The 21,790-nt window shown below is 61.9% G+C and carries 21 protein-coding genes and 1 pseudogene; 16 read left to right on the top strand and 6 right to left on the bottom strand.

The window, feature by feature from the left end; all coding sequences use genetic code 11:
* Positions 1-41: 41 nt before the first annotated feature.
* The gene (locus TU73_RS27475; RefSeq protein WP_057014793.1) at positions 42-524 is read left to right on the top strand and encodes a GNAT family N-acetyltransferase; all 483 of its coding nucleotides are present in this window, start codon (positions 42-44) and stop codon (positions 522-524) included.
* A 451-nt stretch (positions 525-975) separates the two neighbouring features.
* Here TU73_RS27475 and TU73_RS27470 read toward each other — a convergent pair whose 3' ends face one another.
* The gene (locus TU73_RS27470; RefSeq protein ID WP_057014792.1) at positions 976-1,458 is read right to left on the bottom strand and encodes a copper chaperone PCu(A)C; all 483 of its coding nucleotides are present in this window, start codon (positions 1,456-1,458) and stop codon (positions 976-978) included.
* Positions 1,458-2,066: an SCO family protein gene (locus TU73_RS27465; RefSeq protein WP_043050409.1), complete on the bottom strand. Its 609-nt coding sequence runs from the start codon at positions 2,064-2,066 to the stop codon at positions 1,458-1,460. Before TU73_RS27465 ends, TU73_RS27470 begins: the two co-directional genes overlap by 1 nt.
* 194 nt (positions 2,067-2,260) lie before the next feature.
* On the opposite strand from TU73_RS27465, the gene TU73_RS27460 reads away from it, so the two are divergent.
* From TU73_RS27460 to TU73_RS27450, 3 genes are all read left to right on the top strand, one after another.
* Positions 2,261-2,644, top strand: a complete 384-nt coding sequence (locus TU73_RS27460; RefSeq protein ID WP_057014791.1) for a DUF2946 domain-containing protein — start codon at positions 2,261-2,263, stop codon at positions 2,642-2,644.
* A 63-nt stretch (positions 2,645-2,707) separates the two neighbouring features.
* Positions 2,708-3,253 carry a putative natural product biosynthesis protein gene (locus TU73_RS27455; protein WP_057014790.1) on the top strand — a complete coding sequence of 182 codons (546 nt, stop codon included), beginning with the start codon at positions 2,708-2,710 and terminating at the stop codon, positions 3,251-3,253.
* A 73-nt stretch (positions 3,254-3,326) separates the two neighbouring features.
* Positions 3,327-3,533, top strand: coding sequence for a PLDc N-terminal domain-containing protein (locus TU73_RS27450; RefSeq protein WP_043050413.1), 207 nt, complete (start codon positions 3,327-3,329; stop codon positions 3,531-3,533).
* A gap of 158 nt (positions 3,534-3,691) precedes the next feature.
* Here the strand turns inward: TU73_RS27450 and TU73_RS27445 are convergent, their stop codons facing one another.
* From TU73_RS27445 to TU73_RS27435, 3 genes are all read right to left on the bottom strand, one after another.
* Positions 3,692-4,168, bottom strand: coding sequence for a PA2171 family ribosome-binding persister protein (locus tag TU73_RS27445; RefSeq protein WP_057014789.1), 477 nt, complete (start codon positions 4,166-4,168; stop codon positions 3,692-3,694).
* A 236-nt stretch (positions 4,169-4,404) separates the two neighbouring features.
* Entirely contained in the window at positions 4,405-4,965 is a 561-nt protein-coding gene (locus TU73_RS27440) for a type 1 glutamine amidotransferase domain-containing protein (protein WP_057014788.1), read from the bottom strand.
* A 30-nt stretch (positions 4,966-4,995) separates the two neighbouring features.
* Positions 4,996-5,499 carry a DUF4142 domain-containing protein gene (locus TU73_RS27435; RefSeq protein WP_043050416.1) on the bottom strand — a complete coding sequence of 168 codons (504 nt, stop codon included), beginning with the start codon at positions 5,497-5,499 and terminating at the stop codon, positions 4,996-4,998.
* A gap of 196 nt (positions 5,500-5,695) precedes the next feature.
* Here TU73_RS27435 and TU73_RS27430 point away from each other — a divergent pair, with 196 nt between their 5' ends.
* The 4 genes from TU73_RS27430 (at position 5,696) to TU73_RS27415 (ending at position 8,338) form a co-directional block, all read left to right on the top strand.
* Positions 5,696-5,920, top strand: coding sequence for a hypothetical protein (locus TU73_RS27430; RefSeq protein WP_057014787.1), 225 nt, complete (start codon positions 5,696-5,698; stop codon positions 5,918-5,920).
* Between the two features lies 1 nt (position 5,921).
* Positions 5,922-6,353: a hypothetical protein gene (locus TU73_RS27425; RefSeq protein ID WP_043050418.1), complete on the top strand. Its 432-nt coding sequence runs from the start codon at positions 5,922-5,924 to the stop codon at positions 6,351-6,353.
* Positions 6,350-7,096: a DUF72 domain-containing protein gene (locus TU73_RS27420; protein ID WP_231984785.1), complete on the top strand. Its 747-nt coding sequence runs from the start codon at positions 6,350-6,352 to the stop codon at positions 7,094-7,096. Before TU73_RS27425 ends, TU73_RS27420 begins: the two co-directional genes overlap by 4 nt.
* An 81-nt stretch (positions 7,097-7,177) precedes the next feature.
* Complete coding sequence (locus TU73_RS27415) at positions 7,178-8,338, top strand: alpha-hydroxy acid oxidase (protein WP_057014786.1); 1,161 nt, start codon at positions 7,178-7,180, stop codon at positions 8,336-8,338.
* Between the two features lie 192 nt (positions 8,339-8,530).
* Here the strand turns inward: TU73_RS27415 and TU73_RS27410 are convergent, their stop codons facing one another.
* Positions 8,531-9,457 (bottom strand): alpha/beta hydrolase, encoded by a 927-nt coding sequence (locus TU73_RS27410; protein WP_057014785.1) that lies wholly within the window; start codon positions 9,455-9,457, stop codon positions 8,531-8,533.
* A gap of 184 nt (positions 9,458-9,641) precedes the next feature.
* Between TU73_RS27410 and TU73_RS27405 the strand changes: the two genes are divergently transcribed.
* From TU73_RS27405 to TU73_RS27370, 8 genes and pseudogenes are all read left to right on the top strand, one after another.
* The gene (locus tag TU73_RS27405) at positions 9,642-10,229 is read left to right on the top strand and encodes an NUDIX domain-containing protein (RefSeq protein WP_057014784.1); all 588 of its coding nucleotides are present in this window, start codon (positions 9,642-9,644) and stop codon (positions 10,227-10,229) included.
* A gap of 446 nt (positions 10,230-10,675) precedes the next feature.
* Positions 10,676-10,795 (top strand): annotated as a pseudogene (locus tag TU73_RS29525) (outer membrane lipoprotein carrier protein LolA); the annotation flags it as partial.
* Between the two features lie 565 nt (positions 10,796-11,360).
* Positions 11,361-11,978, top strand: coding sequence for a transcriptional repressor LexA (gene lexA, locus TU73_RS27395; protein ID WP_057014783.1), 618 nt, complete (start codon positions 11,361-11,363; stop codon positions 11,976-11,978).
* On the top strand, positions 11,978-12,592 hold the full coding sequence (gene imuA / locus TU73_RS27390) for a translesion DNA synthesis-associated protein ImuA (RefSeq protein ID WP_057014782.1): 615 nt from the start codon (positions 11,978-11,980) through the stop codon (positions 12,590-12,592). Before lexA ends, imuA begins: the two co-directional genes overlap by 1 nt.
* 7 nt (positions 12,593-12,599) lie before the next feature.
* Complete coding sequence (locus TU73_RS27385; protein WP_057014781.1) at positions 12,600-14,015, top strand: Y-family DNA polymerase; 1,416 nt, start codon at positions 12,600-12,602, stop codon at positions 14,013-14,015.
* The gene (locus tag TU73_RS27380; protein WP_197674124.1) at positions 13,991-17,083 is read left to right on the top strand and encodes an error-prone DNA polymerase; all 3,093 of its coding nucleotides are present in this window, start codon (positions 13,991-13,993) and stop codon (positions 17,081-17,083) included. Before TU73_RS27385 ends, TU73_RS27380 begins: the two co-directional genes overlap by 25 nt.
* Positions 17,084-17,190: 107 nt before the next feature.
* A complete protein-coding gene (locus TU73_RS27375) occupies positions 17,191-18,903 on the top strand; it encodes an ATP-binding protein (protein WP_057014779.1) in 1,713 nt (570 codons plus the stop codon).
* The gene (locus TU73_RS27370) at positions 18,900-21,419 is read left to right on the top strand and encodes an excinuclease ABC subunit UvrA (RefSeq protein WP_057014778.1); all 2,520 of its coding nucleotides are present in this window, start codon (positions 18,900-18,902) and stop codon (positions 21,417-21,419) included. Before TU73_RS27375 ends, TU73_RS27370 begins: the two co-directional genes overlap by 4 nt.
* Positions 21,420-21,790 lie beyond the last annotated feature (371 nt).

Genomic DNA, 21,790 nt, shown 5'->3' with positions numbered 1-21,790 from the left:
AATGGGCTAATGGCAAATTGAGGTCACACAAGGACATCGCAATGCTGGAGATAATCCGTGCGACACCCCAGGACGCCAACTGCGCGTTTGACATCCGCCGCGACGCCATCCTTGGCCAGTGCATTGGCGCCTACAGTGCCGAGCAGATGGCGCTTTGGACGCGGGGCAAAGCCGCCGATGGCTATGACACGCTGATGGACAAATTGTTTTACCTGGGCTGGGTGAACGGCGAGGCCGTCGCCACCGGCATGCTCGATCTTGATAACAATGAAGTGGGGGCGTTGTTCGTGCGGCCTGGGTTCACCGGACGTGGATATGGCAAGGCGATGCTTGACCACCTGGAGGACGTTGCGCGACAGAGGGCCATTGAAGAGGTGGTGCTCGATGCAACCTTGAATGCGGTGAGTTTCTATCGGGGGTGTGGTTATGTGGGCGATGAGCAGGCGGTGTATCGCTCGCCGTCGGGGCTGGTGCTGGCGTGTATTCCGATGGTGAAGCGGCTGCGTGTCATGACCCTGGCATAGCGCAGTTGCTCAAAATGATTTATGGAGATCCAAATGTGGGAGGGGGCTTATTCCCGATAGCCATGGGTATCTACACAACTCTGACGTAGCGACCGTCAGTAACCACGATGCGAAGCGAGCCGTTCTTGATCTTGATCTGCTTTTGATCCTAGGCGCCCCGTTAAACCACGCTGTCGGATTACGGGCACACCGAGCCTGGGCGAGGTGCCGAGTGGTGGGGCAAGAGCGCTTTGGTTACTTTCGCGCTTTTCGAAAGTGACCCGCTGTAAAAGCGGAACCCTAAGTGGCCGTTGCCCAAATAACGGATATGTACTCGGTCTGATCCAACATTCTGGACGGCTGTAAGGCTGCCATCGGGGGCAAGCCCCCTCCCACATTTTGACCGAGTTTGACGTTTCGAACTGGTCGGCTTTGAGGCCACCACTGGATCAAGTTCGCTCCCACAGCCCAATCAATGCATCTTGCTATGGTCCATCTTGCTGTGGTCCATGCCATCCAGGCCACGGGCGGCAGCCTTTACTTCAACCGTCTGCTTTTCACCCTTGGCATCCTGCACCGTAAGGGTCAGCGGCACCTGGTCGCCTTCCTTGATCTGGCCGGTCAGGCCCATCAGCATCACGTGGTAGCCGTTCGGGTCGAGCTTGACGGCTTTGCCTGCGGGCAGGGCCACCGAGCCCACCGGGCCCATGCGCATCACGTCGTCCTTCATGCTCATTTCATGGATCTGCACGTCCTTGGCCACCGGCGAGGCCACGCTGAGCAATTGGCTGTCGCTGTCGGCGGTGACGGTCATGAACGCGCCGCTGGACGGCTGGCCCGGCACGGAGGCGCGCACCCAGGCGTCGGTGACCAGCACCTGGGCGCTGGCGTGGGCGGCCAGGCCCAGCAGGGTAAGGCCCAGGGTCAAGCGTTTGAGGTGTTGAACGGCAGTCATTAGCAGACCTCCATGACGGTGAGCAGGTCTTCTGCACACTCTTGAGCGGTAAGGGATGCCTGCAAGCCAAGGCGCAGGTTGCCACGGGTGTCGAACACGAAACTGGTGGCGGTGTGGGACAGGGTATAGGTGTCGCCGGCAGGGATCTTTTCATAGAAGATCCCGAATTCCTTGGCGGCCACGGCGATTTCTTCCGGGGTGCCGTAGAGCGCTTCGAAGCTGGGGTCGAAGGCCTTGACGTACTTGTCGAGGATTTCAGGGGTGTCGCGCTCGGGGTCCAGGGTGATGAACACCACCTGCATGATCTCACCGTCGCGGCCCATCAGCTTCTTGGCCTGGGCGGCGCGGGCCAGGGTGGTCGGGCAGACCGCCGGGCACTGGGTGAAACCGAAGAACACCACCGGCATCAGGCCTCGGTACGAACTCAAGGTGACGGTTTCGCCGTCGGTGTTCTTGAGCTTGAAGGTGCGGCCCATGATCTTGTCACTGAGGTCCTTGCCGTATTTGAAATTCAGCTTGGGGCTGTAGTCACAGCCGCCCAGCAGGCTGCCCAGGCCCAACAGGCCCATGCCGGTCAGCACTTTGCGGCGGGTGAATAACGTACTCATTAACTGTGCATCCTGTGAAACGCCTGCATTGCTCTGGATCTACACATCAGGCTTTGAAAGCCAGGCTTTGAAACGTAGAAACGAGGAGGGCCCACAGTCTAGCAACCCTGGCTGGCCGGCGTAATCTGCGACGTTCTGCCACAGGGGCGCGCCGCATTTCATCCTTTTGCGGCTTCGGTGGTAGAGTCGCCGCCATGAAATTGCGCCATTGTGACCGTTCGCTGATCGCCTGGGCCCTGTACTTCTGCGTGCTGATGAACCTGTTCGCCTGCGGTTTAGGGCATGGCCAGATGATGGGCCAGCAACTCAATGGCATCGGTGGCCTGTTCTGTTCAGCGGGCGGCGGCCAGTCGCCGATTTCCGATAAAGGGTTGGCTAACCCGAATTCCAGCAACATCTCGAACTACTTTGCCTGCCCGGTGTGCAGCGCCGTTACTGTCGCCATCGTCTTCCTGATTGGCCTGGCCTGGCTGTTGGGCCTGGCGCAAACCCCGCGCCCTGCCCATGAGCGGCGCAGCAAGGCGCCGCCGCGTTACTCCTGGCCCTCGGCCAACCCCCGCGCTTCCCCAGACTTCTGACGTGTGCCTTGGGCCCCCTGTGACCAGGGGGGCGTTCTATCGTCACGACTGTGAGTGCGACCCATGAATCATCAATTGCCTGCAGGCGCCAACCGCCTGGTCAGCAAGGCATCTCGCCGCCTGCGCGCGGAGCCGGTGCTGCCCGATTACCCGAGTAACTCCCGCTGTTTCGTGCATCTGGATGCACGCCTGTTGCCCCATTGGCACACGTTGTTTGATATCTGTCCGGCACTGCTCAAGCTTGACCCACCGGAGGGGCTGAACCTGTTCCGCAGTTTCATGACCTGGGCCTACCGCAATCGGCCAGCGCTGGATTGGACCTATCACCTGAACGTGTGCCGCTGGCTACTGGGCTCGACTTACCGTGCGCAGATCGGCGACGAGCCCATCGAAGCCTTTATGGCGGCCTCGGCGGCGTGTTGGGTCAATACCGATCAAAGCCAGGCCCAGGGCGTGGTGCTGGCCTGGCAAGGTACAAGGGTTTTCGATTGGAAGGGCGCACCATTACTGGGTGCTGAACGCCAGGCGTTGCCCAACCCGGCAGGGGACTTTGCCTGGTGTCCGTTGACTCGCCAGGCGCGTTTCGGTGGTTGGTTGCGCGTGCCTTGAGGCACTGCGCAAAATCGAATGGAACCCTGAGGCCAGATACTTGACCTAATGCATAGACCTCAGGAGGTGATTCATGCAAGTAGACTATATCTGGATCGTATTGGCGGTGATTCTGCTGCTGGCGGAATTGTGGGCAATCAACGTCGTATTGCGCAGCACCGGCGGCTGGGAGAGCAAGGGGCTGTGGCTGGTAATCCTGATCTTCGTGCCGTTGCTGGGCTTGATTGTGTGGGCGCTGTTCGGGCCCAAGCGCGAGATGGCCTCAGCGCGTAAAGACTGAGGTGCAGCTTGGCTACAGACTGGGTTTGACAATGCCCCGTATCGGAAGATACGGGGCATTGTTGTAATAGCGGCAGGAAAACCCCAGCGGGCAGTCGCTATTGGGCTGGGGGCCTATAGTGACTTCTGCCGCCATGACTGAACACTCTGCCTTGGACCTCAGGCCGCCAGCGGCTTGCTGGCGTGGGCCTTTTTATACGCCGCTTTCATCGCTTCCATTTCAGCGCCCAGTTCGTCAAGCACCGCCTTGCCGAGCAATTTCCTGGCCTGGGGGAACATCTCGGTTTCTTCCTCTTCGATGTGGTGCTCAAGCAACTCCTTGACCACTTTGACCCGCCCGGAAAACTCGGTGGATGATGGGTCGGTCTGCTTCAGGTCGGGCAGCACCAGCGCGTCGACGGTGCGGTGCTCTTCCTTGGCTTCGTGGTACATGATGTCCTGCTCCTTGCCGCCGGCTTTGCGAAAAGCGGGGTAGAGGATTTCCTCTTCGAGCTGGGTATGCAGGGTAATTTCCATCTCGAGCTTGGCCAGCAACTCGGTACGCTTTTTAACCCCGCGCTCGGTGGATTCACTCAGTTGGGTCAGCAGGGTCTTTACGCGTTCGTGGTCGGCTTTGAGAAGGTCGATGGCATTCATGTAGAACCTCACGGTAGTGGACGGGCGTGTCGAAATGCACGCCTCGTAGTCAGGTTATTGCATCAGGCGTACCAACTTTTGTTTAGGTGAAGTTGTTTTAAAATCAATGGGATAGGGTTTTAGTGGAGATTGGCTGTCGTGCAGCTTGCATGGTTGGGTGCCGGCGGGATTGCACAATGCTGCCCAGGTCCACATGTGGAAGAGAGCAAGCTCCCTCCCACATTTTCATTTCGTGATCAGCCTGAGACAGCCTTGGCAATCGCCTCGTTGAACGCCGGCAAGTCGTCCGGTGTACGTGAGGTGATCAAGGTCCAGCCGTTGGCCTTGCACTCCTTGACCTCGGCATCGACCACACCCGCGGCACCTGCGTTTTCAAGGTCGATGCGCACGCTTTTATAGGAAGTCAGGGTCTTGCCCTTGACCACGCCGGCATCGATCAGCGCCCATGGCCCGTGGCAGATGGCCGCGATGGTTTTGCCGGCTTCGGCGAAGTCCTTGATCAGGCGCAACGCTGCGGCATCCTGGCGCAAAGTATCGGCATTCACCGTGCCGCCCGGGATGACCAGCGCATCGAAGTTACCGCTGACCACATCCGACAGTTGCACGTCGGACTCCACGGTCCCGTCCTTTTCGGTATCGCCAACAAAGGTCTGGGTGGTGCCGCCTTTGCTGGAAGCGTGGGTCACGGTGGCGCCGTAGCCCCGCAGGGCTTCCAGGGGTTTGAGCAGTTCGTCGCGCTCGATGCCGGTATTGGAAGTGATGATCAGGATTTTCTTACCGTTGAGTTGTGCACTCATGAGCGGATATCTCCTGTGTGGGTGAGTGGATTACTTGGCGTATTTGCTTTGCAACTCCTTGGCCATTTTCAGGTGTTTTTCCAGGGTCGGCAGCTTCTCGCTGGCGAAAGCCTTCAGCTCGGCGTTGTCCGAGGAAGTCGATTCTTTCTTGAACAGTTCGACGGCTTCTTCATGGGCATTGACCTGGTTGTTGGCATAGGCCTTGTCGAAGGATTCGTCGCGCATCTCGAGAATGGCTTTCTTGGCCTTGTCCATGAGCGCGGCATCATCCGGCACTTCAAGATCATGTTTCTTTGCCAGTGCCATTAGTTCCTGGTTGGCCTTGGTGTGGTCGTCGACCATGTGCTGGGCGAAGGTCTTCACGTCAGCCGAACTGCTTTTTTGCAGGGCGAGCTTGCCGGCCTCGACTTCGGTGATACCACTCTGCGCGGCCTTGTCGACGAAGTCATTGGAGGTCGCCGCCATGGCAACGGAAATCGAACCCGCAGCCAGTGCGAAGGTCAGGCCCATCTGTTTCATCAGCTTGCTAGTCATGGTGAATCTCCTTATGGATGACGTGATGTCGTTACCTGAGTGTTGAGCAGGTGGCCGCGCAAAAGGTTTAAATTTTTTTTGCGTTTTTTCGCCAGCGGTGAGGAGGGCAATTTCCTTGAACTATCGAATTACGTCGGGCTCTGCTGCATAAGCGCCTGCCGATTTTCGCAGGCTCGCATCTGCCAGGAGATACACCGTGACTGACGCCAAGACATCCGACAAAACCCCCAACCCCATCAGCTCCGAAGACGCCCAGACAGGTGCCGCAAAACCCGTCAAGGAACAGACCCTCGGCCATCCGGACCCAAAGACAGAAACCGTCGACAAGGTCCTGACCCCAACGTCGATCAAGGACACCGAGCGCCAGACCGACGCCATCAATGAGCAGGCCGACAAGGCCGAGCGCAAGCTGGGTCATTGAGATGGCCAAGTCGATCACGGCGTCTGAACTGGGCATCGAACTCAAGCCCGATGATGACGCCAGCCTGTTTAAATGGTTTATCGCCAGCTTTCTGATGGGCAAGCGTATTCAGGCGCCGATTGCGGCCCAGGCGTACCGGGTGATTATCGAAGAGGAGGGCCGCGATACTGCGCGCAAGCTGCAGCATTGCACCTCCCGTGAGCTGGTTTCGATGTTGGGGCGTGCCCACTACGTACGCTACGACGAAACCACCGCCCAGCGCCTGCTGGACCTGAGTGCCAAATTGAATGCCGAGTACGCGGGCAAGATCACCCAGATCAAACACGCCAGCGAGGACCGTCACGCTTTCGAACAGCGCCTCGGCGAGTTTGACGGGGTCGGGCCCAAGACCATCGAGATTTTCATGCGCGATGCAGCCAAGGTGCTGTTTTGACGGCACCTGTATATGTGGGATGTGCGGGGTGGAGCCTGCCGCGTGAGCACTGGGCGGCGTTTGTCGAAGAGGGCACCCACCTGCAGCGCTATGCCTCGCGCTTCAACGCGGTGGAAATCAACAGTTCGTTTTACCGTCCGCACCTGCCCAAGACCTATGCACGCTGGGCGCAATCGGTGCCGTCGGCATTTCGTTTCTCGGTCAAGGTGCCCAAGCGCATTACCCATGAACTGCGCTTGCAAGGGTGCGCTACCGCGCTGGATGAGTTCCTTGAGCAGTGCCTGCATCTAGGGCAGAAGCTGGGCTGCCTGCTGGTACAACTGCCGCCTTCGTTGCGTTATGAACCGGCGGTGGCCACAGGTTTTTTCACTGCACTGCGCCAGCGTTTTGCCGGCACCGTGGTGCTGGAGCCGCGTCACCCCAGTTGGCTTGACGCCGAGGCCATGTTGCTGGACATGCAGATAGGTCGGGTAAACGCCGACCCGGCCGTGATCGACCCAGGCGCCGGCTGGCAAGGCGTGCAGTATTGGCGCTTGCACGGCTCGCCGCGCATTTATCACAGCGCCTACGGCCCGCAGCGTGTGCAGGCCTATGCGCGGCTGTTGGAGCGGTCGGTTGCGGCGGGTGTTCCCACCTGGTGCATCTTCGATAATACGGCCAGCGGCCATGCGGTGATGGACGCTCTTTTGATGGTGAACAGCGAACATCTGGTTATGTCGCACGCGGCCCCTCTTGGCCAATAAAACGTTGGTTGCGAGCCAGTGGTTGGCTGCGCAGCCGATCGCCGGTTAATCTCTTCCCTCAGTTCAGGGAGAGGTGACCCGATGTCGTTGATCACAACCATCGAAGACTTACGCAAGCTGGCGCAAAAACGTGTGCCACGGATGTTCTACGACTATGCTGATTCCGGTTCCTGGACTGAGAGCACCTATCGCGCCAATGAGAGTGATTTTGCGCGCATCCAATTCCGCCAAAGGGTGGCGCGTAATATCGATGAGCGCTCGATCCGCGCCACGATGATCGGCCAGGACATGGCCATGCCCGTGGCCCTGGCGCCCACCGGCCTGGCGGGCATGCAGCATGCCGATGGCGAGATCCTCACCGCCCGTGCCGCTGCCGCATTCGGGCTGCGCTATACCTTGTCGACCATGAGCATCTGCTCCCTGGAAGATATCGCCGAGCATGTCGGCCAGCCTTTCTGGTTCCAGCTGTATGTAATGCGCGACCGCGGGTTTATCGAGCGGTTGATCGAGCGTGCCAAGGCCGCGGGAGTGGATGCGCTGGTGCTGACCCTTGATCTGCAAATTCTTGGGCAACGCCACAAGGACTTGATCAATGGCCTGTCGGCACCGCCCAAGCTGACCCTGCCGAATATCCTCAACATGATGACCAAGCCGCGCTGGGTGATGGGCATGCTCGGCACCCAGCGCCGTGGTTTCGGCAATATCGTCGGGCATGTGAAGGGCGTGGCCGACATGAGTTCGCTGTCATCCTGGACCGCCCAGCAATTCGATCCGCGCCTGAGTTGGGACGATGTGCAATGGATCAAGCAGTGCTGGGGCGGCAAGTTGATCATCAAGGGCATCCTCGACGTGGAAGATGCGCGGCTGGCGGCCGATTCCGGCGCCGATGCGCTGGTGGTAAGCAACCACGGTGGTCGTCAGCTGGATGGCGCGCCGTCGAGCATCAGCCAACTGCCGGCGATCGTCGAGGCCGTGGGCAAGCGCATTGAGGTGTGGCTCGACGGTGGCATTCGCTCCGGCCAGGACGTACTCAAAGCCATCGCCCTGGGGGCCAAGGGCACCATGATCGGCCGCCCGCATTTGTATGGCCTGGGTGCGATGGGCGAGGCGGGCGTGACCAAGGCGCTGGACATCATCGCCCGAGAGTTGGACGTGTCGATGGCGCTGTGTGGCTATAACGATATACGTGATGTGAACCGCGAAATTTTGCTGCCCGGGAGCTTTCCTGAATGTGTTGCCTGAGCAAAAAAATCGTAAAAACATAAAAAGAGTTGTCCACGAAAACCGTGGGTATCTCTGTGGATAACTTTACGAAGGCCCGGCAGCGTTGGCGATTTCAATGCAGGTCATTATTTGATCAACTTCTGTTTCGGGCCAGCATGGGCAGGGTTTGCGCTTGACAGCCAAGCGCGAACCCAGTGCCGAAAAGCCTGTTTATGAGGCGTTGCTGCGCGCTGTGGAGTGAGTCACCACCGGGTCGGGCATCTTGGTGCGCATCAGCCTGTCCAGTGCCTGGCCATAGCTGCGCCCGGCCAGGCTCATGCTGTTGTTATGGCTGGCGCCCGGTACCAGCAACAGGTGCTTGGGCTCCTGGGCGGCTTCAAACAACTGCTGGCTGAAACGCGGTGGCACGTAGCGGTCGTCGAGGCCGTGGACCACCAGCAACGGCATGTGGATATCGGCAATCTTGTCAATGGAATCGAACTTCTGCGACAGCAACCAGCGCACCGGCAAAGAGGTATTGCTGACAGCCGTGGCCACATCCGCGAGGGAGGTGAAGGTGGATTCGATCACCAGCCCACGTACCGGCAGCGGCACCTGCTTGCCCAATTCGGCGGCCAGGTCGATGGCCACCGCGCCACCCAGGGAATGCCCGTAGATCAGGCGCTTGCCCGGGTCCGGTTGCAGGGTCTGAAAGCACTCCCAGGCGATGCGTGCGTCTTCGTACACCGTGGTTTCCGAAGGCAGGTCGCCATGGCTTTGGCCGAAGCCGCGATAGTCGATGGCCAATACCGAGAAGCCCAGGGCATGCAATTGCTCGATGCGAAACAGCTGGCCTGTGAGATTCCAGCGCACCCCGTGCAGGTAGAGGATGGCCGGCGCCTCCTTCGTCGCAGCCGGGTACCACCAGCCATGAATGTTCTGCCCCGATTTGAAACTGGCGGGTCTGAGTTCGAATTCCTGCACCGCCTTGGGCAGGCCGGTGTACCAGCCGGCAGTCCCCGGCTCGATGCGAAACACCAGCTCGCGTTCCTTGTGTTGCAGCACGGCGCAGCCGACGGGCAGGCCGACGATCAGCGCAGCCATGCACAGCAAGGGCAGCCAGCGCAGGCCCAGGCGGGCGATAAAGCGAGAAGACATGAAAGCTCCAGGACAAAAGCGAAGCACGGGTTTTACCAGATGGCCCGAGCGCGCAGGCATTAATGCGACGGTTGTAACAGAGCAAAGTGTTACAGCATTGAACAATCCAGGCGCAGGTTGTTAGGGTGGTCGGCTCAACGGCAGCCATCGCCACTGAACCTGTTCCCACCTGCATAGGCCCACTATGGACAACAGCCCCGTTCGCATCACCGCCGAAGAAACCCTCTCGGACAGCTGGTACCTCTTGAAAAAATACAGCTTCGACCTGCGTCGCCGGGATGGCAGCTGGCAAGCCCAGACCCGCGAGGTGTACGACCGCGGCAACGGCGCGACGATCCTGCTGTACAACCGCGGGCAACGCACGGTGCTGTTGATCCGCCAGTTCCGCATGCCCACCTTCGTCAACGACTACCCCGGCTACCTGATCGAAGCGGCGGCCGGGTTGCTGGATAACGCCAGCCCTGAAGAACGCATTCGCCTGGAAGCCGAGGAAGAGACCGGGTACCGGGTGGGGCATGTGGAGAAAATCTACGCGGCGTTCATGAGCCCGGGCTCGGTGACTGAGCGGATTCACTTTTTCATGGGCGAGTATCAGCCAGGGGACCGGGTGGGTGCGGGCGGCGGCCTGGAAGAGGAGGGCGAGGATATCGAGGTGCTCGAACTGGGCTTCGAGCAGGCGCTGGAGAGGGTGCAGAGTGGGGATATCGTGGATGGCAAGACAATCATGTTGTTGCAGCACCTTGAACTGAAGATGCTGAAAGAAGGCTGGTGAGGGAGCTTGTTCGCGCAGCGGCTGACAGCCGCCGTTGATCCAACTGATGCGCGTGCGATCCAATGTTTGGAGACGGCCCAGGTTGCTGCGCGACGGCGCCACGTCGACGATGTGACCGGGTTGTTGGGTTGTTGGGGCGAGTACATATCCGTTGCTTAGGTAACGGCCACTATAGGTTCCGCCCTTACGGCGGCTCACTTTGCAAAAGCGGCAAAGTAAGCAAAACGCTCTTGCCCCACCACTCGGCACCTCGCTTGGGCTCGGTGTGCCCGTAATCCGACAGGGATTTGGGGGGCCGCCGCCACGCGCCATCCATGGCGCGGGGCGGCTAAACCGGCATCCCTGCCGGTTTACCCCCAAATCCCTGTCGAATTCCGGCCAGCGTGGTTTAACGGGGCGCCTGAGATCAAAAACACAGCGAGGCGGCCTTATAGCCGACCTGATCGTTGAAGCGTGCGCGTACCCCTGTGGGAGCGGGCTTGCCCGCGAAGGTCGTTAACGATGACGCGGAAAACCTGAAAGAACGCGGCGTTCTCAGGTTTTTCGCGAGCAAGCTCGCTCCTACAGAAAAGCAGAAGCGCCGCCAGCGTATCTGCGATGCGCAGCGAGTCGCTTTTGATCTTGCTTTTGATCTTAGGCGCCCCGTTAAACCACGCTGGCCGAACGCAGGCTTGAAGCCGTGGGCAACCCGGCAGGATGCCGGGTTAGCCGTCCTGGGCCAGGGATGGCCCATGACGGCGGCCCACGGATTCAAGCCGGAGTGAGGGCACACCGAGCCTAGGCGAGGTGCCGAGTGGTGGGGCAAGAGCGTTTTGCTTACTTTTGCGCTGTTCAAAAGTGAGCCGCTGTAAAAGCGGAACCATAAGTGGCCGTTGCCCAAATAACGGATATGTACCCAGGACGAAAACCAACATCCTGCTCGGCTGTCAGGCCGCCACGGGAGCAAGCTCCCTAGTTTGCTGCGCGACAGCGTCACATCGAAGATGTGGTGGGGACTCCCACATTTTTTACCGGTGCAGCCAATCAGGCCGTCATGAAATCAAGCTCCCCCCGATCCAGAGTCGCGCAACCACTCCGCTAACCTCAACCCCGACTGACGGTAATTGTCAGAAATTTCCCACAGGAGTACAAATGTACTCCATGACGAACCTGACTCCCCGCCGTACCGCCATCCTGACCTTTATCCGTGACCGCATCGCGCAACAAGGCCAGCCCCCCAGCCTCGCCGAGATCGCCGAGGCGTTCGGCTTTGCCTCGCGCAGCGTCGCCCGCAAGCATGTGGTGGCCCTGACCGAAGCCGGCTTTATCGAGGTCAACCCCAACCAGGCCCGTGGTATTCGCCTGCTCAATCAACCCGCGCGTGCCGAGTGGCTGGATGTACCGGTGCTTGGCCGTGTGGCGGCCGGCCGGCCCATCGGTGCCGATGCCGAAGTGCACAGCCGCCTGCAACTGGACCCTGCCACCTTCGCGAAAACCCCCGACTACCTGCTGCGAGTGCAGGGCGATTCGATGATCGAAGACGGCATTCTCGACGGCGACCTGGTGGGCGTGCGCCGTAGCGTCGAAGCCTTGAACGGACAGATTGTAGTGGCGCGCCTGGACGGTGAAGTCACCATCAAGCGTTTCGAGCGCAGCGGCGAGCGGGTTCGCCTGTTGCCACGCAATCCTGCGTATCAACCCATCGTGGTCGGGCCCGATCAGGACCTGGCCATCGAAGGGGTGTTCTGTGGCCTGGTGAGGCAAGGCTGATGGGCGCCGTGGTTGCCCTGGACTCGCTGTTCAATGGCGGGCGAGTCTGGAAGGGCCGGCCCGCCGCGCCACCGGCCAGCGTGCACCCTACGGGGTTGGCGGCGCTGGATGCGGTGCTGCCCAGTGGCGGCTGGCCGGAAGCGGCCTTGAGTGAAATCCTGATGGCCAAGGACGGTGTGGGCGAGTTGCAGCTGGTACTGCCCACCCTGGCGCGCTTGTCGGCTCAGGGCGAGCGTATTGTGCTGGTGGCGCCGCCCTATACGCCGTACCCCCATGCCTGGCAGAACGCCGGGGTGGATGTGCGAAAACTTTCCATCATCCAGGCCGAGGAGCGCGACGCGCTGTGGGCGGTGGAGCAGTGCCTGCGTTCCGGCAGTTGCGGCGCGGTGTTGTGCTGGCCGCGCAAGGCCGATGACCGCGCCTTGCGGCGTTTGCAGGTGGCGGCGGAAACCGGCCAGACCCTGGCGTTTGCCTGGCGCTCCTTGAGTGAAGCGGTCAATGCATCGCCCGCGGCATTGCGTCTGGCGGTCGAGGCCCGGCCGGCACAAGTGCGGGTGCTCAAGTGCCGGGGCGGGTTGGCCCACCCGGCGCCGATCGCCCTGACGGGGCATTGAGGTTGCCATGCGTTGGGTGTGTATTGTCTTCCCGCAATTGGCGCTGGACGGGGCGCAGCGTGTGCATCCCGAGCCCGACCAACCCCTGGCACTGCTGGCCGGCACGCCGCAGCGACGGGTGCTGCAAACCGTCAATGCCGCCGCCCGCGCCTTGGGCCTGCGCCCCGGCCAATCCTTGACGGCGGCCCATGCCCTGGCCAAAAGCTTTGCCTGCGTCGAATACGACCCCTTGGAGATCGAGCGCCTGCAACAATTGCTCGCTGCCTGGGCCTACCGTTTCAGCTCCCAGGTCAGCCTGTATTACCCGCGGGCCTTGTTGTTCGAGATCGAGTCGAGCCTGGGCCTGTTCGGGCCCTGGCCACAGTTCGAGGCGCGTTTGCGCAAGGAATTGACCGAGCTTGGCTTTCGTCACCGTATCGTCGCTGCGCCCAATCCTGCGGCGGCAAGGGTGTTGGCGAACCTTTACGATGGCCTGGCCGTGGCCGATGACAGCGCCTTGATGCAGGCCCTGGCGCTGCTGCCCATCGACCGCGCCGGCCTTGAACCCCAGGCCGCCACGGCTTTGTCACGCATGGGCCTGCGCACCCTGGCCCAGGTGCAGGCGTTGCCCCGGCACACCCTGGCGCGGCGCTTTGACGCCAGCCTGCTCAAGCACCTCGACGCCTTGAGCGGGCAACGGCCGTTGGCCCTGGGGTTCTATCAGCCCCCGGACCAGTTCGATGCGCGCATCGAGTTGAACTTCGATGTGCAATCCCACCAGGCACTGCTGTTTCCTTTGCGCCGCTTGACCGGCGACTTGTCGGCCTTCCTTTGCGGGCGCGACAGTGGCGTGCAGCGCTTCGACCTGCACCTGGAACATGCCCAGGCCCTCGACAGTGTGATCAAGGTCGGCCTGCTCAGCGCCGAACGCGAGCCCCTGATGCTGTTCGAGCTGGCCCGCGGGCGCCTGGAGCAGGTCCAGGTCACCTCGCCGGTGCGCGGCTTGCGCCTGGTGGCCGAGGACTTGCCGGTGTTCGTGCCGCAGCGCCAGGACCTGTTCGACGACCGCCCGCAACAAACCCTGCCGTGGGAACAATTGCGCGAACGCCTGCGTGCGCGCCTGGGGGATGACGCCGTGCAGGGCCTGCGTTTCCACGCCGACCACCGCCCCGAATGCGCCTGGCAAGCCGCGACCGACAGCCGCGCCTGCCCAACCTTGAACAAGGTCCGGCGCCCCGGCTGGCTGCTGCACGAACCCACCTTGCTGAGCGAGCAGGGCGTGCACATCCTCATGGGCCCGGAGCGCATCGAAACCGGCTGGTGGGATGGCGCCGATGTGCGCCGCGACTACTACCTGATCCAGACCCGCGCCGGCCAGCAAGGCTGGGCCTACCGCAACGTCGGGAACAGCGATGGGCTGTGGCTGCAAGGCTGGTTTGCATGAGTTACGCCGAGCTGCATTGCCTGTCCAACTTCAGCTTCCAACGCGGTGCCTCCAGCGCCCTGGAACTGTTTGAGCGGGCCAAAGCCCAAGGCTACAGCGCTTTGGCGATCACTGACGAATGCACGCTGTCGGGCATCGTGCGAGCCTGGCAAGCGGCGAAGGCGGTAGACCTGCCGCTGATTATCGGCAGCGAGATGCGCCTCGAAAACGGCCTGAAACTGGTGCTGCTGGTGGAAGACCTCAGCGGCTATCAGCACCTGTGCCGGTTGATCACCCTGGCTCGGCGTCGCGCCGAAAAAGGCCGTTATCGCCTGCTGCAGGAAGATTTCGAGCAACCGCTGCCCGGCCTGCTGGCACTATGGGTGGCACAAGACGAGGACACCCAAGCCTCGATCCAATGGCTGCGCCGTACCTTCGCCGAGCGCCTGTGGCTGGCAGTGCAGTTGCATTGCGGCCAGGACGACGAACGCCATTTGGAACAGCGCCTGCAATTGGCCGCCAGCCTGCACATCCCCGCCGTGGCCTGCGGCGATGTGCATATGCATGCACGTGGGCGTCGCGCCCTGCAAGACACCATGACCGCCATCCGCCATCACGTAGCGGTGGCCGATGCCGGCACGCTGTTGTACCCCAATGGCGAGCGGCACCTGCGTAGCCTGGATGCCCTGGGCGGGCTCTACCCGCAAGCACTGCTGGACGAAACCCTGGCGATCGCCCGGCGTTGCACGTTCGACCTGAGCCAGCTGCGTTACCACTACCCGCGGGAACTGGTGCCCAGCGGCCATGACGCCGCCTCCTGGCTGCGTGCGGTCACCGAAGAAGGCATCGCCCGGCGCTGGCCCAAGGGCGTCGATGCCAAGACCCTGGAACAGATCGATAAAGAGTTGAAGCTGATCAGCGAGCTGGGCTACGAAAGCTATTTCCTCACGGTGCACGACATTGTGCGCTTTGCCCGCAGCCGTTCGATCCTGTGCCAGGGCCGAGGCTCGGCGGCCAATTCGGCGGTGTGCTTTGCCCTGGGCATCACCGAGATCAACCCGAGCCTGACCAGCCTGTTGTTCGAGCGCTTCCTGTCCAAGGAGCGCAACGAGCCGCCGGATATCGACGTCGACTTCGAACACGAACGCCGCGAAGAAGTGCTGCAATACGTCTTCCAGCGCTATGGCCGCCACCGCGCGGCGTTGACGGCGGTGGTCAGCAGCTACCATGCGGCCGGCGCGGTGCGGGATGTGGCCAAGGCCCTGGGGTTGCCGCCAGACCAGATCAATGCGCTGGCTGACTGCTGCGGGCGCTGGAGTGACGACGCGCCGCCCCTGGAGCGCCTGCGTGAAAGCGGCTTCGACCCGGACAGCCCACTGTTGCGCCGCGTGCTGACGCTGACCCAGCAATTGATCGGCTTTCCCCGGCACCTGTCCCAGCATCCCGGCGGCTTCGTGATTTCCGAATACCCACTGGATACCCTGGTGCCGGTGGAAAACGCCGCCATGGCCGAGCGCACCATCATCCAGTGGGACAAGGACGACCTCGACGCGGTGGGCCTGCTCAAGGTGGATATCCTCGCCCTGGGCATGCTCAGCGCAATCCGCCGCTGTTTCGACCTGCTGCGCCGTCATCGCAATCAGGACTTGAGCCTGGCAGGCATTCCCAAGGAAGACCCGGCGACCTACGCGATGATCAGCAAGGCCGACACCATTGGTGTGTTCCAGATTGAATCGCGGGCACAGATGTCGATGTTGCCCAGGCTCAAGCCGCAGACGTTCTATGACCTGGTGATCGAAGTCGCCATTGTGCGTCCGGGGCCGATCCAGGGCGGCATGGTGCATCCGTATTTGCGCCGGCGGAACAAGGAAGAGCCCACGACCTATCCCTCGCCCGCATTGGAAGTGGTGCTGCAGCGGACCCTGGGCATCCCGTTGTTCCAGGAACAGGTGATGCAGATCGCCATGGTCGCCGCCGACTACAGCCCCGGCGAGGCCGACCAGTTGCGCCGCTCCATGGCCGCCTGGAAACGTCATGGCGGGCTGGAGCCGCACCGGCAACGGCTGCGCGACGGCATGCTCAGGAACGGCTACACCGAAGCTTTTGCCACGCAGATTTTCGAACAGATCAAGGGCTTTGGCAGCTATGGCTTCCCTGAGTCCCACGCGGCCAGTTTTGCCTTGTTGACCTACGCCAGTTGCTGGCTCAAGTGCCATGAACCGGCAGCTTTCGCCTGTGCCTTGATCAACAGCTGGCCCATGGGTTTCTACAGCCCCGACCAGATCCTGCAGGACGCCCGGCGCCATCGCTTGCAGATCCGCCCGGTGGATGTACAGGCCAGCGACTGGGATTGCAGCCTGGAACCCATCGACGGCCAGCAGCCGGCGATTCGCCTGGGCCTGCGCATGATCTCGGGGTTTCGCGAGGAAGACGCACGGCGTATCGAAGCCGTCCGCCAGCGGCAACGTTTCAGCGACATCGCCGATCTGGATGCCCGCGCCGGCCTGGATGCCCGGGCCCAGGCGCTGCTGGCGGATGCCGGTGCCTTGCGCGCCCTGGCCGGTAACCGTCATCAGGCGCGCTGGGATGTGGCCGGCGTGCACCAGCAGCTCGGATTGTTTGCCGGCCTGCCGAGTCCCGATGAAGCGGTGGTGGCGTTACCCGCACCCAGCGTAGGTGAGGACTTGCAGGCCGATTACGCCACGCTCGGCACTACCCTTGGCCCGCATCCCTTGGCTCTGCTGCGCAGCGAGTTGCGCAAGCGACGTTGCCGCAGTTCCCAGGAGCTGCTGGCAGTGGAGCATGGGCGCAACGTCAGCATTGCCGGGCTGGTCACCGGTCGCCAGCGTCCTGGTACGGCCAGTGGCGTGACCTTTGTCACCCTGGAAGATGAATTCGGCAACCTCAACGTGGTGGTCTGGCGTGACCTGGCCGAGCGCCAGCGCCAGGCGCTGGTGGGCTCGCGGTTGCTCAAGGTGGACGGCCGCTGGGAGGCGGTGGGCGAGGTGCGTCACTTGATCGCCGGGCGCCTGACTGACCTGACGCCGCTGCTGGCAGGGATCACTGTGCGCAGCCGGGATTTTCATTGAGGCCGCTGGTTTTTGCGCTTACGACCGCCTAATTTGTACAAGATGAAACCATCTCGCGCCGGTGCGCTCCAAAAGTTGCGATTGTCCTCTTTGCGCAGAGTTGAACCATGCCATTTTTATCCAACCCTCACGGCTGTGAAGGCTGGGCCGGCGAAATGGCCCAGCGTATTCGCGCGTTTGACTGGTCGACCACCGACCTTGGCCCCATCGGCTCTTGGTCCACCAGCCTGGCCTGTACCGTACAGATGATGCTGGCTTCGCCGGTGCCGATGGTGATGCTGTGGGGGCGCGCCGGCTACATGATCTACAACGACAGCTATTCGGCCTTTGCCGGTGGTCGTCATCCTTACCTGCTTGGCACGCCGGTGGAACTGGGCTGGCCGGAGGTGGCCGAGTTCAACCGCCATGTGGTGGACACCTGCCTGGCTGGCGGTACCCTGTCCTTCAATAACAAGGACTTGGTGCTGTCGCGTAACGGCAAGCCGGAGACCGTGTGGCTGGACCTCTATTACAGTCCGGTTGCCGGCGATGACCAGCAACCGGCCGGGGTGCTGGCGATCGTGGTCGAGACCACTGAGCTGGTGAAGTCCGAACACGTGCGCCAGGAACTCACCCACAACCTTGAACAGCGAGTGGCCGCCGAAGTGCAGGCACGTTCTTCTGCCGAAGACCAGTTGCGCCAGTCGCAGAAGCTGGAGGCGATTGGCGGCCTGACCGGTGGCGTGGCCCATGACTTCAATAACCTGCTGCAAGTGATCGCCGGCAACCTGCATTTGCTCGCCCGCCATGAGCCGGACAACCCCCAGGTGCAACGTCGCGTCAACGCCGCGATTGCCGCAGTGGAACGTGGCGCCAAGCTGTCCTCGCAACTGTTGGCGTTTGCCCGGCGCCAACCCTTGTCGCCGGCGGTGTACAACCCGCAACGCATCTACGCCGGCCTGGGCGAGCTGCTACAAAGGGCGTTGGGGGAAACCATCCATATCGACGTGCAGTTGCCTCAGGATTCCTGGTGCATCAACGTTGACCGCAACCAGTTGGAAAACGCGCTGCTCAACCTGGCGATCAATGCCCGCGATGCCATGCAGGGCGAAGGCGTGATTCGTATCACCGGCGAAAACATCATCCTCAACCCCGCCGATTGCATCGGTAAAAGCATCAAGCCCGGCGAGTATGTGCGCCTGGCGGTGGCCGACACCGGCGTGGGCATGTCCCAGGCGACCCTTAAGCGTGCGTTCGAACCCTTCTTTACCACCAAGCGCGAAGGCCAGGGCACCGGCCTGGGGCTGAGCATGGTCTTCGGCTTCGTGCGCCAGAGTGGCGGGCATGTGGACATGTGGAGCGAGGAGGGCAAGGGCTCGGTGGTGCAGATGTATTTCCCCCACAGCCTGGAGCCCGAATGTCTCGACGCGCAGGGTGAGCTGGACCTGCAGAGCGGCGGCCAGGAAACCGTCCTGGTGGTCGAGGACAATGAAGGCGTGCGCCTGACCGTGGTTGAGTTGCTGGAGCAGTCGGGCTACACCGTACTCACCGCCGAGGATGGCGATCACGCCATGCAAGCGTTGCACAACGGCTTAGCGCCGGACCTGATCTTCACCGATGTAGTCATGCCCGGCCGGGTCAAGAGTACCGACCTGGCCGACTGGGCCCGGGCGCAGAACCCGCCGGTGGCGGTGTTGTTCACCTCCGGCCACACCCGCGACATTCTGTCGTCCAATCATCTGCTCAGCGCCGATATCCATCTGCTGAGCAAACCCTATAGCCCCGATGCCCTGACGCAGCGCGTACGCACGGTGCTCACCGCAAGACAAGGTTGCCCATGACTTCACAGCGCAACATCCCTTCGCTCACCGCCCGGCAGTCGGGCTTCGTGCGGGTGCGTGGCGCCCGCGAACATAATTTGCGTAACGTCGATGTGGACATTCCCCGGGATGCCCTGGTGGTGTTTACCGGCGTGTCAGGCTCCGGCAAGTCGTCCCTGGCGTTTTCTACCCTGTATGCCGAGGCACAGCGCCGCTATTTCGAATCGGTGGCGCCCTATGCGCGACGCTTGATCGACCAGGTCGGTGTGCCGGACGTGGACAGCATCGAAGGTTTGCCGCCGGCCGTGGCCCTGCAACAGCAACGCGGCACGCCGAGTGCGCGCTCTTCGGTGGGCAGCGTCACCACCTTGTCGAGCTTGATCCGCATGCTGTATTCCCGCGCCGGCAGTTACCCGCCGGGGCAGGCGATGCTGTATGCCGAGGACTTCTCGCCAAACCTGCCCCAGGGCGCGTGCCCGCAATGCCATGGCCTGGGCCGGGTGTATGAAGTGACCGAAGCGCTGATGGTGCCCGACCCGTCCCTGACCATCCGCCAGCGTGCAGTGGCGGCCTGGCCGTTGGCGTGGCAGGGCCAGAACCTGCGCGACATCCTTGTGACCCTGGGCTACAACGTGGATATCCCGTGGCGCGAGCTGCCGAAAAAGCAACGCGACTGGATCCTGTTCACCGAAGAAACTCCCACCGTGCCGGTGTACGCCGGCTTCACCCCAGAGCAGACCCGCGATGCGTTGAAGCGCAAGCTCGAGCCCAGTTACCAGGGCACGTTCAGCGGGGCGCGGCGCTATATCCTGCACACCTTCGCCCATACCCAGAGCGCGCTGATGAAAAAGCGCGTGTCGCAATTCATGCAAGGCAGCGCCTGCCCGTTGTGCAACGGCAAGCGCCTGACCCAGGCGGCGTTGTCGGTGAAGTTTGCCGGAGTGGATATCGGTGAGTTGTCGCAACTGTCCCTGGCGCAACTGGCCGAGTTGCTGCGCCCGGTAGCGGCGGGGCAGGACAAGATGAAGCTGTCGGTGGAAAAACGCCTGGCGGCCCAGCGCATCGCCCAGGACTTGCTCGAACGGGTGACCACGTTGATCGAGTTGGGCCTGGGGTACCTGTCCCTGGAGCGCAGCACGCCGACCTTGTCGTCCGGGGAGCTGCAGCGTTTGCGCCTGGCGACCCAATTGGGCTCGCAGTTGTTCGGTGTCATCTATGTGCTGGATGAACCCTCGGCAGGCCTGCACCCGGCGGATGGCGAGGCGTTGTTCACCGCGCTGGAGCGCTTGAAGGCTGCGGGCAATTCGCTGTTTGTGGTGGAACATGACCTGGAAACCATGCGCCGGGCCGACTGGCTGATCGACGTCGGCCCGGCCGCCGGTGAACATGGCGGGCAAGTGCTGTACAGCGGGCCACCTGCGGGACTGGTGGATATCGAGGCATCGCAGACCCGCGAATACTTGTTTGCCGAACAGCGCCCTTCGAATCCGCTGCGCCGCGAACCCAGTGCCTGGCTGAAGTTGGAAGGCGTTACGCGCAATAACCTGAACGACCTGAAGGTGGATTTCCCGCTGGGCTGCTTCACGGCGGTAACCGGTATTTCCGGCTCGGGCAAATCCAGCCTGGTCAGCCAGGCGCTGCAGGAACTGGTGGCCACCGGCCTGGGTCGCGTGCTGGAAAGCGACGACGAGCCGAGCCTGGAAGACGCTGCACCGCAATCCAGCGGCGGGCATATCAGCGCCGGGCTGGAACACATTCGCCGCCTGGTGCAGGTGGACCAGAAACCCATCGGCCGCACGCCGCGTTCCAACCTGGCGACCTACACCGGGCTGTTCGACAACGTGCGCAAACTCTTCGCTGCCACGCCAGCGGCCAAGAAGCGCGATTACGACGCCGGGCAATTCTCCTTCAACGTCGCCAAGGGCCGTTGCCCGAACTGCGAGGGTGAAGGTTTTGTCAGCGTTGAACTGTTGTTCATGCCCAGCGTGTATGCGCCATGCCCGACCTGCCACGGTGCGCGCTACAACCCCGACACCCTGGCGATCAAATGGCAGGGCTTGAACATCGCCCAGGTATTGGGACTGACCGTGGAGCAGGCGGTAGAAGTGTTTGCCCAACAGCCTGGTGTGTTGCGTTCATTGCAAGTGCTGCGCGATATCGGCCTGGGTTACCTGCGCCTCGGTCAGCCGGCCACCGAATTGTCTGGTGGTGAGGCGCAACGCATCAAGCTCGCCACCGAGCTGCAACGCAATGCCCGTGGCGCTACGTTGTATGTGCTCGACGAGCCCACAACCGGGCTGCACCCCAAGGATGTCGACCGCTTGCTCATCCAGTTGAATCAGCTGGTGGACGCCGGGCATACGGTGGTTGTGGTGGAGCATGAAATGCGTGTAGTGGCCCAGAGTGACTGGGTGATCGATATCGGCCTGGGGGCAGGGGACTTGGGCGGGAAGGTGGTGGCGTGTGGCACGCCGCAGAAGGTTGCTAAAAGCAAGAACAGTCGTACTGCGCCGTATCTGGCCCGAGAGCTGATCTAAAGGTTGATGATGTTCAAATGTGGGAGCTGGCTTGCCTGCGATGACGGCCTGCCAGCCGATGCCAATCTACCTGACACCCCGCAATCAAACTGTGGGAGCGGGCTTGCTCGCGAAGGCGGCCTGACAGGCGACACAGCTATACCGGGTACATATCCATTCCTGCGGTAACGGCCACTTAGGGTTCCGCTCTGACAGCGGGTCACTTTGGAAAAGAGCCCCAAAGTAACCAAAGGGCTCTTGCCCCACCGGCGTTTTTCAAGGTAGTTGTCGCGTCAACCGTTCTGCTATGCCGCTTTTTGTTCGGTCTGCTGTTCCCGATCTGGATTCAGCAGCACCGTTCCTACCGGTTCCCAGTTACGTGTTTGTCCTGA

It is taken from the genome of Pseudomonas libanensis (assembly GCF_001439685.1).
GTDB lineage: Bacteria > Pseudomonadota > Gammaproteobacteria > Pseudomonadales > Pseudomonadaceae > Aquipseudomonas > Aquipseudomonas libanensis.
Note: the sequence above shows the minus strand (reverse complement) of the source record. Positions and strands in the feature narration are given on the sequence as shown.

What these genes read in the sequence shown, in the direction of transcription:
- TU73_RS27440 (WP_057014788.1), bottom strand. Translation starts at nt 4,965, where the DNA reads ATGAGTGCACAACTCAACGGTAAGAAAATCCTGATCATCACTTCCAAT.
- lexA (WP_057014783.1), top strand. Translation starts at nt 11,361, where the DNA reads ATGTACTCCATGACGAACCTGACTCCCCGCCGTACCGCCATCCTGACC.
- TU73_RS27460 (WP_057014791.1), top strand. Translation starts at nt 2,261, where the DNA reads ATGAAATTGCGCCATTGTGACCGTTCGCTGATCGCCTGGGCCCTGTAC.
- TU73_RS27425 (WP_043050418.1), top strand. Translation starts at nt 5,922, where the DNA reads ATGGCCAAGTCGATCACGGCGTCTGAACTGGGCATCGAACTCAAGCCC.
- imuA (WP_057014782.1), top strand. Translation starts at nt 11,978, where the DNA reads ATGGGCGCCGTGGTTGCCCTGGACTCGCTGTTCAATGGCGGGCGAGTC.
- TU73_RS27465 (WP_043050409.1), bottom strand. Translation starts at nt 2,066, where the DNA reads ATGAGTACGTTATTCACCCGCCGCAAAGTGCTGACCGGCATGGGCCTG.
- TU73_RS27475 (WP_057014793.1), top strand. Translation starts at nt 42, where the DNA reads ATGCTGGAGATAATCCGTGCGACACCCCAGGACGCCAACTGCGCGTTT.
- TU73_RS27410 (WP_057014785.1), bottom strand. Translation starts at nt 9,457, where the DNA reads ATGTCTTCTCGCTTTATCGCCCGCCTGGGCCTGCGCTGGCTGCCCTTG.
- TU73_RS27450 (WP_043050413.1), top strand. Translation starts at nt 3,327, where the DNA reads ATGCAAGTAGACTATATCTGGATCGTATTGGCGGTGATTCTGCTGCTG.
- TU73_RS27375 (WP_057014779.1), top strand. Translation starts at nt 17,191, where the DNA reads ATGCCATTTTTATCCAACCCTCACGGCTGTGAAGGCTGGGCCGGCGAA.
- TU73_RS27415 (WP_057014786.1), top strand. Translation starts at nt 7,178, where the DNA reads ATGTCGTTGATCACAACCATCGAAGACTTACGCAAGCTGGCGCAAAAA.
- TU73_RS27405 (WP_057014784.1), top strand. Translation starts at nt 9,642, where the DNA reads ATGGACAACAGCCCCGTTCGCATCACCGCCGAAGAAACCCTCTCGGAC.
- TU73_RS27370 (WP_057014778.1), top strand. Translation starts at nt 18,900, where the DNA reads ATGACTTCACAGCGCAACATCCCTTCGCTCACCGCCCGGCAGTCGGGC.
- TU73_RS27470 (WP_057014792.1), bottom strand. Translation starts at nt 1,458, where the DNA reads ATGACTGCCGTTCAACACCTCAAACGCTTGACCCTGGGCCTTACCCTG.
- TU73_RS27455 (WP_057014790.1), top strand. Translation starts at nt 2,708, where the DNA reads ATGAATCATCAATTGCCTGCAGGCGCCAACCGCCTGGTCAGCAAGGCA.
- TU73_RS27445 (WP_057014789.1), bottom strand. Translation starts at nt 4,168, where the DNA reads ATGAATGCCATCGACCTTCTCAAAGCCGACCACGAACGCGTAAAGACC.
- TU73_RS27385 (WP_057014781.1), top strand. Translation starts at nt 12,600, where the DNA reads ATGCGTTGGGTGTGTATTGTCTTCCCGCAATTGGCGCTGGACGGGGCG.
- TU73_RS27435 (WP_043050416.1), bottom strand. Translation starts at nt 5,499, where the DNA reads ATGACTAGCAAGCTGATGAAACAGATGGGCCTGACCTTCGCACTGGCT.